This is a genomic window from Psychrobacter sp. G (assembly GCF_000418305.1).
GTDB lineage: Bacteria > Pseudomonadota > Gammaproteobacteria > Pseudomonadales > Moraxellaceae > Psychrobacter > Psychrobacter cryohalolentis.
The window spans coordinates 2,435,397-2,448,115 of record NC_021661.1; the positions used below are offsets into that span (position 1 = coordinate 2,435,397).

Consider the following 12,719-nt stretch of genomic DNA (forward strand, 5'->3'; position numbering starts at 1 on the left):
AATAAGACCTAACTCTCATTAGAGACTTTGATACTGTTACTCGGCATTTCTAAATAATTGCCTTGTAGGTAGCGTGCGCCGACACTCCATGCAACAGACATGGTTGCAGCATCTTCAATATAAGGCATCAATACATCAACATTAATCTCATTGGTACGTACGATAATTGATTTAACCGTTTCTAAATTGTCAGCGGCATCAATCCCTTCGACATAATTATGGGCTAAACGTACCACATTAGGATGAACAAAATTGGCAAGCTCCACAGATTTTATGGATGAGCCAAAATTATTGATGCTAAGCTGGCAGTTTATCTGATTGAGCGCAGTAAATTGAGATTTCGCTACCGTTAAGTAATCTGAGATGTCTTTTTCATTGAACTGTAGTGTCAACGCCCCAGCTTTACCACCGATGGCATTGATAAGCTGGCTTGCAACACTGGGCAGTTTTTTATCGATTAAAGACGCACTGGTTAGCTGTACCAGTAACCGCGCCTCTGGATGGGTTTTACGCACTTCATTGATTCTCTTACAGGCATTAATCAATACCCAGCGGTCTATTTTTTCTAATAATTGATGAGATTTTGCAACCGCCATAAACTGTTCTGGAGTCAATACGGTATTCTCAGCATCTGCTAGCGGCAGCCGCAGGAATACTTCAAAGAAGTCACTACGGTCATTATTGATGTCATATATGGGCTGGAACAATAACTCAAAGCGATTATTGGTAATGGCATCAACCAGAGATTCTGCTAGCGCATGATCGTCACTATTGGCGTGTTCACTTGCATCATATAGATGATAACGACCGCCATGATTGGAGGTCTCAATCATGATTTGATTGATGGCATCCATGGCGCGCTCAAGCAACACTCTAGGCTCAGGCGTATTTTTTTCGATTTTAACAATAGCAGTACTTGCTGTCGTATTGGTTGTGCGCTTATCCACTTCAATAAGCATCTTACTGATACTCATACCAATCTGTTCAGCCAGCTTTTCAAGCGCAGCTGTCGTCTGGTTTTCTACCAAAATAGTGAATGCTGTATCACTAAAGCGGCTGACATGACCATCGACTACCAGCTCATCTAAGGTATTAGCCACTTGTTTCACCGTGCTATCAATACCTTGCAGACCTAAACTGCTTCTAATTTTTCCGACATTATCGAGTTGCACATACAAAAGTGCCGCCGTCAAAGCCCCTTTTCGTGCCTGCTCATATGCTGCCGCCAGCTGCTCTTCAAAGCTGTGGCGATTATCAATGCCCGTTAAGCTGTCTTTACGCTCAGCTTCAGCCAAACGTTTGGCGACCTCAATGCTATTGCTATTATTTTGTTGAATAATAATCTGGGTGACCGGCTCACCATCTAGTGTCGCTATTGCCAACTGTAGTTTTGCTTCAAACGTACTGCCATCCTTACGTCTACTCTCAAAATTAAACTCAACATCTTTACGGTTCCCTTTATCAAACTGACGTAAAAACTGTTTAACAGCTTTAACATTATCACCGCCTGCAATCAAATCAATCACAGGTATACCGATAATATCATTCATCGCCTCAAAACCAAATAACTGCAGATACGGATCATTGGCAAAGATATGAATCCCTTGATCAATGTATGCGACTGCGCTTTTTGAGTTTTTAATCAATACGTTTGCGCGCTGTTCTGCCTCAGAGAGCACAGACTGCAATGTCTTTAGCTGTTGGCGACTGTGCAAGTTTTCGTGCAATAAGCGAATAGCCATGATGACTGCCATTTCTTGCTCTACATAGAGTGCCTTAACCATCGTACCATTCATAATAGACGGTAAGCCTTCGTCATTGTGAGCGTTGGCTACCGTGTTTTTACTTATCAAACAAACCGATGGTAAGTCAATATCTTGCTCTTGAATGATAGCAACCACGTCGGTGAAATTCATATCATACGCTTGACCAAAAACCAACACATCCCATGATTGACGCAATGATTTTAGCAACTCATCTTTATCGTCCAAAAAACCTAAATTCACGCTGTCATAGTATGAACCGAGCAAGTCTACAAGGCGCTCAGCATAAAGCTGATCAGCATCGATAACCAATAAGTTCAAGAGAGACTGAGTACGCATAGAAAGCCTTTTTAATCTTAAAAAATAATATGAATCGCCGCTGAGCTGTCGTCAAATATATAAAAGATAGCAGAATATTAAGAAACAGCGTCGTAGTTATTGTTGTCATTATAAACAATAATTTAGCCGACTGTTGCTTAACTTATCATGGTAATTGTTAAATAATTCGACATAGCAATTTTATATGACACGAGTAACTAGGTCTTTAGAGGTCCGGCTTTTATGTAGATTAACGTCATTAACCCTGCACCCCTTCATATTGGCTAAATTCATCAGTCACCATTAGACTACGACCCAAGCGCAAAGATTTCTGTTGGTCATTAATACGCATGATAACCTTATCATCTGTTTGAAAATGAGAGGTTGGTAACAATAGACTATAAGACGTTTGTAAGTGTTCATCTGCTCCGATGACAAACGCTGGCACAAAATGCTGACTGCGATTCTGTCTATCTTGTAGACAAATTCCACAGGCGATTATCTTATGACCAAGGATTTGCCATTCAAGCTCGAGTTTTGCGCTATCCAAATTAAGCCAACGCACCACTCCCATGGACCATTTAGGCGCGGTAGCCTTATCTTTGCGACACAATAAAAAAAGGCTCATTATTTGTAAAGGTGGTGCGATGGAAGTGAGATCATCAATTTTATCAATTGGCTCAGATGAATCTAGAAATAAGCGTAGGGTACGAAAGTGTGACAACTGATTATCACCCTCAGATGTATCCGCCCTTAATTCTTTATGGGCAGCATTATTTTTTGGTAAGGTATCATAACGCGGCTGCTGATACTCGGGCAGATTTTTAGATGCTATTAAACTGCTGAAAGCTTCACCGTTACTAATACGGTAATGTATTTCATTAAAACCCGATATTATCGTCGCCGGCTGCTTTGTATTGTGATCAATAGGAGGCATGCGCTTTGGTTTAATATAACGATATCTTATCGCCATTGAAACGGTATTAATCAGAAAATATTCAACCCCTCTTCGATCAATATCGATTAAGGTTTTCATACGCGATTGTAAATACGTCACTAAAGGTTCAAGCTCTATAAATAGGCAGATGTGATGAGCATCATATGGGTTGATAGTAGATAATGCAGTTAAGTAAGTAGGCGGCTCTTTACTCTGTAGATTGACGAACACTCGCGTTGCTGTGCGTGGCTCTATGGTAGCAACTATATGTGCACTCCACGCTGGCAGCAGACGCTGTAGCAGTAAGATATGAGGTCGACGCAGTGCACGTACATTTAGCAACTCATGCAAGCATATTTGACAATATAAGTCATGGATAGTATCACTTTGCTGCGCTGGAATGTAAGCACTCAGTACGATATGTGAGGCTCGCTGCTGGCATGCGTTAAGATATAAGTTATTTACATTAGCCCATATATAGGCTGGCGACTTTTGATAGCAAAAGCCATCTTCAAATAGCAGTTTTTGATACATCAGTAGCGTTTGGTAAGTGGCAATCGCCAAGGTAACAGGAGATGATTTTTCACTGGTAAAATAGCGCTGCAACAGATTATTTGAAGGTGCTTGCTGCTTATCCTTTAAAAGGATAATTTCGCGGCGTATCACGCCGTCATAGGTCATAATCAATGAATAGTACAGCGACTTCACCTGAGCAACATAGCCAAGCTGAGCCTCATTGAGCGCCCCTGTCTCATAAATGTACTGTTGGCGTAGCGCCGCAATTAGCTGACTGGCGGCATTAGTGACAATCTTAATCAATCTTAAACGCTGCCTATCATCAGTAGGAATCAGGCGCAATTCTGTTAATACTTTTTCTATTTGTTCGACTTGCTGGGCCTCTGTTTGCGCTGGCAATAGTGCCGCCCATTTATGCAAGTGCGGCTCATTGCTACTCTTAAACTTATTGCAAGCTTCTAAAAAAGGGGGTTCAGCCGCTAAATACGCTTGAAACGTCGATAAATTTACCATTACCATCCTTAGTAATTGCGTAAGTTATCCATGAGTGTAGAAGGATATATTCTTAAAAAAGAATATTGCTATCATACCTAACCATTCTTCTATATATGTTGCTTATTTATAATTTTCTCAAATCTATTTCTTGTTATGTATTTGCCAAAATAAAAACCCTATCATAGTGCACAATTTACCTATTATTGTAAACATTAATTGGCACCTTGAAAGGTTCGTTTGGCAATTCTCTGACCAGTTTGGGTACTAGGTAGCCCGGTAATTTAGCCAATAGCGACCAATAAAGCTCAATGGCAAATTTCTCATCACTGTCAAAATGAGCCGCGCCCGCCACTTTATCTAGTACATGTAGATAATAGGGCAACACGCCCGCTGCAAATAAACGCTGACTCAATGCCGTTTGCGCACTAACGCTGTCATTGATACCTTTTAAAAGTACCGCTTGATTTAATAAAGTAATTCCTGCGGCACGAGCGCGCTGCAAATACTCTGCGGTCAACGCATCAATCTCATTGGCATGATTACCATGAATGACCATAACGATTTGACAACGGCTTTGTGCCAAACGCTCTAATAACGCATCATCAAGCCTTGCTGGAATCACGAGCGGCAGACGGGTATGTATACGAATGGTTGTCAATTGCCCAATCGCCTCCAAAGTATCTAGCCAAGCAAATAGACGTCTATTGGTCACATTTAATGGATCACCGCCACTTAAGATAACTTCATTAATCTCAGGATGGGCGCTGATATAATCGATAATATCCTGTTTTGCGCTGGCAGTTGGCATATTGGCACTATAGTCAAAATGCTGACGAAAGCAGTAACGACAATGAATCGCGCAAGCACCAGTAATGGTTAATAGCAGTCTTGATTGATATTTATGCAGCACGCCTTTAACAGGATTATGCGCATTTTCGGCTAGTGGGTCAGCCACATAGCCCGCCACTGCCATTTGCTCTTTATGATTGGGTAACACCTGCCTTAATAAAGGATCATCACGATCACCAACGGTCATTTTTGCCACAAAGGCACGCGGTACTCGCAGCTCAAAATGCTTAGGCACGTAGACCTCTGAGCGCAGAGATTGTAGCTCTAATATCTCAAGCAGCTCATCAATAGAGGTAATGGCTTCGGATAATTGCGTTTGCCAGTTTTTTTGTGTGATTAAATGGTTTATCATGACAACCTAATACCTGTGCCCAAAAGCCGATATTATACGCTGTTAGGGCGTCGCCTATCAAAGCAAACGTCCTATCGTTTATGTACTAGAATGGCTCATATCTTTTAGCACGGTAAATCTGGCACTCCATTTTCACTAAAAATATTTACCATCCTTTTTTTCAACCCTTTTTCTAAACCCTTAGGAGTCTTCCGTGGCAAGTTTTTCTACCAATGAATTTAAATCTGGTCTCAAAGTCATGCTCGATGGCAACCCTTGTGCCATTCTTGAAAACGAGTTTGTCAAACCTGGTAAAGGACAGGCCTTTAACCGTGTTAAATTGCGCAATCTTCGTAGTGGTAAAGTATTGGAACAAACCTTTAAGTCAGGCGATAGCTTAGAAGCTGCTGATGTCATGGACACTGAAATGAACTATCTCTATAACGATGGTGAATTTTGGCATTTCATGCATCCTGAAAGTTTCGAGCAGATTCAAGCAGACAAAACAGCGATGAGCGATTCAATAAAGTGGTTAAAAGAAAACAGCAATGCACTATGTACCATCACTTTATTCAACGGTGCTCCTCTTTCAGTAACACCGCCAAACTTCGTTGAATTGCAAATCACTGAAACCGATCCGGGTGTACGTGGTGATACCTCAGGCGGCGGCGGCAAGCCTGCAACGTTAGAGACTGGCGCTGTGGTACGTGTACCATTATTTGTGCAGCAAGGTGAAGTAGTACGTGTAGATACTCGTACTGGCGATTATCAAACGCGCGTTAGCTAAAGCTATTAATAGATAGCTCTAGTCTGTCTATAAAAACAAAAAAGCTTAACCGCTCAGAGAGAGAGAGGTTAAGCTTTTTAATGGCTAGCAAATAAGTCATGAATAATAAAGGGTGGAATTAAACTGCCAGTTATTGTTCTAACGATTGCTTATGCATCAACCAATATTGAACCAACGCATTCAGCTGCTCTTGTTTGAAAGGCTTGGTACAATAATCCTGCATACCCACATCAAGGTATTTTTTGCGCTCGCCATCCATTGCATTGGCAGTCAACGCAATAATAGGCGGCAAATCTTGGGGAGCATAGAGCTCATGAAGTTTGATGGTTGCCTGTACCCCATCCATAATCGGCATGTGATGATCCATCAAAATCACATCATAACGCTCAGGATATAAGGCAAATATCTCGATAGCTTGCTGCCCGTCATTGACGTGAGTGACCGTATGACCACCATTATTAAGGGCTTTTTTGGCAATCATCGCGTTCACACTGTCATCTTCAACCAACAAGATATGACCGACCAGCTCATCACTCGGCAACGTTATTGTAAAGTCATTGTCCGTTTGCCATATCTCATAATCTTCTGCAGCAATACACGGTAGCGGCAATAATACTCTAAAGGTTGTGCCAATACCGACTACGCTATCTACTTCAATATAGCCACCCATTAGCTCCACTAGAGACTTACAAACAGACAATCCAAGTCCGGTACCACCATAAAGCCTATGAGTATATTTATTTGCTTGATCATAAGCATCAAATATTGCCTCTAATGATTCAGATTTAATACCGACACCCGTATCCGTAACCTCAATACATAAAGTCATTTCTTGATGAATCGTTGTGCTATTTTTATCATCAATGGCAAAATCTAAACGACTATCATTACTTCCTTTAGTCTGATCGCAATCCTTATTATCTAGACAAGGATTGTCTTGCATATGTTTAACATCAATCGTTACACGCCCGCCTTCACGGGTAAATTTAATCGCATTATTAACCAAATTTACCATGACCTGCTTAAGACGTACGGGATCTCCTTTAACATAAGGAGATAGTGACTCGGTATAGTGATAGTCTAAAACCAAGCCGCGTTGGCGAGCTTTGATAGCAAATAAGCTAACGACCTCATTACAGAGACTAGATAGATTCATCGGGATAGAATCGATAGTCATTTTACCGGCTTCGACTTTTGATAAGTCTAAAATACCATTGATAATCGCGAGCAAATGCTCATTTGATACTTTTATATTCTCGATATATTCTCTTTGTTCAACGCTCAGCATGGTGTCACTGAGCATCTCAACCATACCGATGATACCATTCATCGGTGTACGTATCTCATGACTCATATTGGCCAAAAACGCTGACTTCATCTCATTGGCATATTTAGCATTACGCTGCTGCTCTTGTAGCTTTAAAGCGTCGGCTGCCATCGTCGCAAATTGGGCTAGTATGTTGGCTTTTTCATCACTGAAATCATGATGAGGCTCTATATCCATTAAACATAAAGAGCCAAAACGATAATTTTTACCGTCTTCATGCGTGATGATGGGTGCACCAGCATAAAAGCGTATCTTAGGCCATTGAACAACAAATGGATATGTATTGAAGCGCTCATCGTTTGCCAAATCAGCTACCACAAAAATGCTATCAGACAATATAGTATAATTACAAATAGCCACATTACGTGTCGTGGTACATACCTCGTCAAAACCAATACCAGATTTTAGGTACTGAGTTTCCTCATCTATAAAAGTAATCGCAACCATCGGCACATTAAAAAACAGTTTCGCAAGCTCAGTCAGACGTGCAAAAGAAGACTCTTGATTGGTATTAAATACCTGATATTTTTTGAGCCTATTGATACGCTCCGCGTCATCTTCTGCGATAGGGTAATCAAAGTCTGGTACGCTGGATATAGACAAGGTGGACTCCATAAATTTATATCAGAGGCTTGGTTTAACAGCCGCCTGCTTAAGCAATAATTGTAATGCCTCACTCACCATAAGCATGGCAACCACTGAGGTGACGACGACCGCCGAACCATAACCACCACAGTGCAAACCACCTGTTTGACAGCTCTTGTCTACGCGCGGTGGTTCTGTAGAATAAACACACTTGATACCGAATTTCTCTTTTAGGGCACTATTAATGCCCTTTTCATGGCGCAATTTATTACGTAATTTAGCCAATAATGGATCTTGATAAGTGTCTCGTAAATCGCCGACTCTAATCTGACTGGGGTCTATTTTACCACCTGCCCCGCCAGCACAGACCAATTTTAGTTTGTTAAAACGGCAATGCAAAGCAATAGCAAGCTTGGCATCCATATCATCGATACAGTCTAAAATCACAATCGGAGCGGTTTGTGCCGCCGTTTTTGCCTCTTCACGACTGGGCAGCAATGTTGCGACATTTTCAGTGGTCAAAAAATCATCAACCAAATGCAACGTAGCTTTTGGATTGATTTCACGAATACGTGATGCCATCGCCTCAATTTTACTTTGCCCAAAGGTACTATCTAAAGCGGGCAGCTGCCGATTGACATTGGATGCTACCAATATATCTAAATCAATTAATGTAATAGTACCAACAGCCGTACGCGCCAAAGCCTCTGCTGCCCAGGAACCAACACCGCCGACACCAATAACATAAACATGCGCAGCAGAAAATGTATTTACTGCAGCATTACCATACAGTGTCTGAGTACCTTTAAAACGGCGCTCATACTGCTCGGCATCTCTATCAGGTGTCTCTAATATTGCAGGTACAAATATCTGCTCTTCGATAGGCTCTGGCTGGATAATATCTGACTGCATCTGTGTGTCTTCATTCATAACGATATGGCAACTCTTTTGAGAATTTTATTGTTAAACCATCTATATATTAATTAGTATGCGCTAAAAACTTCAAAGCGTATAAGACCACTTAGTTTGCAAAGCATTACAACTGTTGAGCCACAATTGCTGAGCGAGAATAGCCGCAGGAACATTGAGTAATTCGCTCAAGCTATGTAATACGTAAAGCAAATTAGCAGGAACATTCCTACTATGCATAGATGTATCACCCCATTCGCTATTTTTATCTCGTCCAAGCACAGACGCGTTATTAGATGACGCACCTTCTAAATTCTTATCTAGCGTCTGGCATAGGATAGGCATCATATCGGGGCAATCTGTCTCGATAACCAAACAGTCAATACCATAACTCTCAACCGCAGCTTGAATGGCAAGGCGCAGTTTTTTCGCATTGGGATTGGTTATTTGCCCAGTCACGCCAAGCTTAAACCCTAATTTCGCAAAGGCTTTGGCTTCTTGTACACCACCACTAAAACTATGGGCAATGCCGCCAAGCTTATGCGCGTCATAATTATGTGCTTTTAGTAAAGCCAGTGCTTCGGCATGTGCTTTACGAATATGCAGCATAACAGGTAGCTGATGTGCCAATGCCATATCTAACTGCGCAATAAAAAACCGCTGTTGTTTGGCAAACGTTTCAGGCTGCTTCATGGCATCGGTAAAAGTATCTAAACCTATTTCACCAATGGCCAATGGAAGCTGTTCATTTAGCATTTGCGCCATTTCTTCCAAATGGGCTTCTGTATGCTGCTCAATATAAAAAGGATGTAAACCTAGCGCAATATGTACTTTAGGAAAACGTTTTTTTGGTTCAAACAATTTTTTTTATCCAATTGACAAAGATCATTTATCTGCTGCTGATTCTCATAAAGCCGTGCAAAATATCGGTGCAAGTAGCCAACCAAAACTAAATGGCGCACACCTTTATCATAGGCAAATTTTGTCTGCTCAACTCTATCCTTATCAAACACAGGAGCATCAAAATGCGTATGAGTATCAATTAAAGGAAAAATCTTCGTTCTTACTTTATTATTGATAGCTGATGTATCAATCCCCGTCATCAAGAAACTCCAAAATTCATCATTGCTATGATAAGTCAGCTTTCCCATTAACTACTTTCTAAATAATCATTTTACTCACTATCTGTACTTTTAGCTTTTTCTATAGGGTCATAATTTTCAGGCACTGGTTTGTGCGCCTTTTGACTACTGCGTCTTGGTATCAGTACCAATGCAATACCCACTACGCTTAATGCCAGCCACTTTTTTTTATTATTAGTGCTTGCCATTATAGTTACCTTTTAAAATTAACTGACGAATAGTACTTAGCCGATATTTGATAAATACGGCTTTATAGGTGACCTTTATCTATTTTAACAAATATATCGTACTATCAGCAAAAGCGTGACATACCCATGTTATCTGTTTTTATTATACGCGTATAGCCAAGGCATATGTTTATCTATTATATGAATACGCAAACTAAAGTACGGTGTATGTAATACACCGTACTTTTAAGTATAGTAAAACTTTAAGAGAGATATGAAAGCAGAGTTTGGTAAACGCTAAAAGCCTAGATAATTTATTAGCGAACAGCCATAAAAGCGCTTAACGATTTAAGGGATAAGTTGTGATACCTGTGCTTGGACTATCAACACGAGTAAAACCTTTGGAAGTTGTTTTTGGCTTTTGATCCCGTTTAGGAATCAAAGGATTGAGTGGCATAAGCTCGTAATCAGCACTAATATCACCATTCCAACCTTCGGTACCGCTTAATGGCAGCTGTTTAATCGTACCGTTTTTATCAATAACCAGCTGAAGGACGCGCATCTGATTGTATTTACGCTCTGTCACGCTTGCTACTGCACCGCCATCACGGAGGATAGTCGGCTGTAAAAATATGATTAAATTGCTTTTTTGGCTATTGTCATTGTCCGAGCGGAACAGTCGACCGATAAGGGGTACATTACCCAAACCTGGCACTTTTTGTTGGCGCGTAGTTGAGTTGTCGCGCATCAAGCCACCTAAGGCAATGGTCTGCTGATCATCTGCCAAAATGGTAGTATTGATCAGGCTTTTATTGGTGATAAGACCGCTGGCATTCCCAGCACTACCTGGTACGACTGAAGAGACTTCCTGTGATACCTCTAAACGTACGGTGCCGTTTGCACCAATATGCGGGATGACGTTTAGATTGATACCAATATCTTGGCGATCAATGGTTTGAAAGGGATTGGTCGAAGAGTCACTACCCGTGGTGTAGGAGCCTGTCACAAACGGTACGTTCTGACCCACTAAGATACTGGCTTTTTCATTGTCCAAGGTCAAAATCGATGGCATAGATAGCAGATTGGCACTGGTAGAAGAATCAAGCGCTTGCAAGATAGCACCATAGAATTGCGCATTGCCTTTGCTGTCTTTACTACTACTGCCAATACCTAACAAAGCACCAGCAATGGATCCTGCTGCCGCGCTTATCCCTGTACCACCTGACAAAGCAGCAGCGGCAAGCGAAACTGCACTTGCGCCCACGTTATTGAAGTTCACCACGCCATAACCGCTATTGGCATTACCTAGCGCCCACTGAACCCCAAGCTGCGTTGCATCATCGCCCGACACTTCAACAATAGCTGCTTGAATCAATACTTGCGAGCGGCGGCTGTCTAACTGATTGACAGCGTCTTCGATCTCAAACATCAGCTCAGGTGCTGCATTAACAATGACGGCGTTTTGAGTTTCATCAGCGATAATACTAAAAGGTCGACCACCGATACCGATACTTGTACCCGCTGAACTATTATTCGGTAAAGGCGTAGCAGCAGTACCACCGATACTATTGCTACCTACCTTACTATTAGCGCCACCAGTTAGCGACGACCCTGTAGCAGCGGCATCATTCAATGATGCTGACTCTAATGTTGAAGAACCGCCAGAGCTATTGATAGATTGGCTGGCAAGGAGACCGCGCAGCATCTCAGCAATATGACCAGCACTGGCATATTTTAGGCGGAAAACACGCAGACCACTTAAGCGCCTTGAAGGCGTTGTGTCCAATTGATTGACCATCTCTTGAACTTTAGCAATCATCTCAGGACTGCCTTTAACCAACAGTCTATCGCTCGCCGTGTCGGCGATAACCTTTAGCTGATTGTTGCCAGTTGCCTGACCGCTACCAGCACTCGCTACCAGCGCGCTAATTAACTCCATCATACGCTCGGCATCGACATGACGTAGTGGTATGACTTGTAAGCTGTCATTCACATTACTGTCTAAATCACGGATAAGCGCTGTCAGCTGATTTAGGCTATCAGCACGATCGGACAGCACTAAGGCATTGACTCCAGGCACAGCAGCAGCATGTGCAGACGGTGGCATGAGCGGACGGATAACACCCAAGACTTCTGCTGCCTGGGTATTCGTCAGATAAATCACCCGCGTTGCCAAGGTTTCACCGACGCTCTCACCACGTAAATCAACAGCAACACCAGTTTGTTTGGCGACGTTATCTGGCACCAGTTTAATCGTTGTACCTGAATCGATAGCAGCGATACCGTTGACTTGCATCACGCTCAAAAACAGCTGATAAATCTCATCACGCGACAAAGGCTTATTGGAGATCACAGTCACATTACCGTTGATGCGCGGATCAAGGACGAAGTTTTGATTGGTAATCGTCGCCACCTCATTGATAAAGGCTTTGATATCAGCATCTTGCAAATTGACCTTCCAGCTTTCAGCACTCACCAGCCCAGTACTAGCCGCCCAAAGTGGTATGGCCAAGCAGAGAGGACGGCACAATCGCATCAAACGCTGCAAAATATGATGCAAAGGTGTGACTGAAAAATTATAAGAACTGACCAT

Annotated in this window: 8 protein-coding genes and 1 pseudogene; 1 reads left to right on the top strand and 8 read right to left on the bottom strand. The window is 42.0% G+C overall.

What is annotated here, in order from left to right; all coding sequences use genetic code 11:
• Positions 1-8 precede the first annotated feature (8 nt).
• The 3 genes from PSYCG_RS10170 to epmB form a co-directional block, all read right to left on the bottom strand.
• The gene (locus PSYCG_RS10170) at positions 9-2,102 is read right to left on the bottom strand and encodes an EAL domain-containing protein (protein ID WP_020444120.1); all 2,094 of its coding nucleotides are present in this window, start codon (positions 2,100-2,102) and stop codon (positions 9-11) included.
• Positions 2,103-2,340: 238 nt separating this feature from the next.
• Entirely contained in the window at positions 2,341-4,047 is a 1,707-nt protein-coding gene (locus PSYCG_RS10175) for a hypothetical protein (RefSeq protein ID WP_020444121.1), read from the bottom strand.
• Positions 4,048-4,222: 175 nt separating this feature from the next.
• Positions 4,223-5,230 carry an EF-P beta-lysylation protein EpmB gene (gene epmB, locus PSYCG_RS10180; protein ID WP_020444122.1) on the bottom strand — a complete coding sequence of 336 codons (1,008 nt, stop codon included), beginning with the start codon at positions 5,228-5,230 and terminating at the stop codon, positions 4,223-4,225.
• 193 nt (positions 5,231-5,423) lie between these two features.
• Between epmB and efp the strand changes: the two genes are divergently transcribed.
• A complete protein-coding gene (gene efp / locus PSYCG_RS10185; RefSeq protein ID WP_011514270.1) occupies positions 5,424-5,996 on the top strand; it encodes an elongation factor P in 573 nt (190 codons plus the stop codon).
• A gap of 130 nt (positions 5,997-6,126) precedes the next feature.
• Here the strand turns inward: efp and PSYCG_RS10190 are convergent, their stop codons facing one another.
• The 5 genes and pseudogenes from PSYCG_RS10190 to gspD all read right to left on the bottom strand — a co-directional run bounded on the left by PSYCG_RS10190 (position 6,127) and on the right by gspD (position 12,719).
• The gene (locus PSYCG_RS10190) at positions 6,127-7,926 is read right to left on the bottom strand and encodes a GAF domain-containing hybrid sensor histidine kinase/response regulator (protein ID WP_227500741.1); all 1,800 of its coding nucleotides are present in this window, start codon (positions 7,924-7,926) and stop codon (positions 6,127-6,129) included.
• A gap of 21 nt (positions 7,927-7,947) precedes the next feature.
• Positions 7,948-8,838, bottom strand: coding sequence for a ThiF family adenylyltransferase (locus tag PSYCG_RS10195; protein WP_020444124.1), 891 nt, complete (start codon positions 8,836-8,838; stop codon positions 7,948-7,950).
• Between the two features lie 72 nt (positions 8,839-8,910).
• A pseudogene (locus PSYCG_RS10200) lies at positions 8,911-9,920 on the bottom strand (TatD family hydrolase).
• A 71-nt stretch (positions 9,921-9,991) separates the two neighbouring features.
• Positions 9,992-10,147, bottom strand: a complete 156-nt coding sequence (locus tag PSYCG_RS13460; RefSeq protein ID WP_020444125.1) for a hypothetical protein — start codon at positions 10,145-10,147, stop codon at positions 9,992-9,994.
• Between the two features lie 319 nt (positions 10,148-10,466).
• Entirely contained in the window at positions 10,467-12,719 is a 2,253-nt protein-coding gene (gene gspD, locus PSYCG_RS10205) for a type II secretion system secretin GspD (protein ID WP_020444126.1), read from the bottom strand.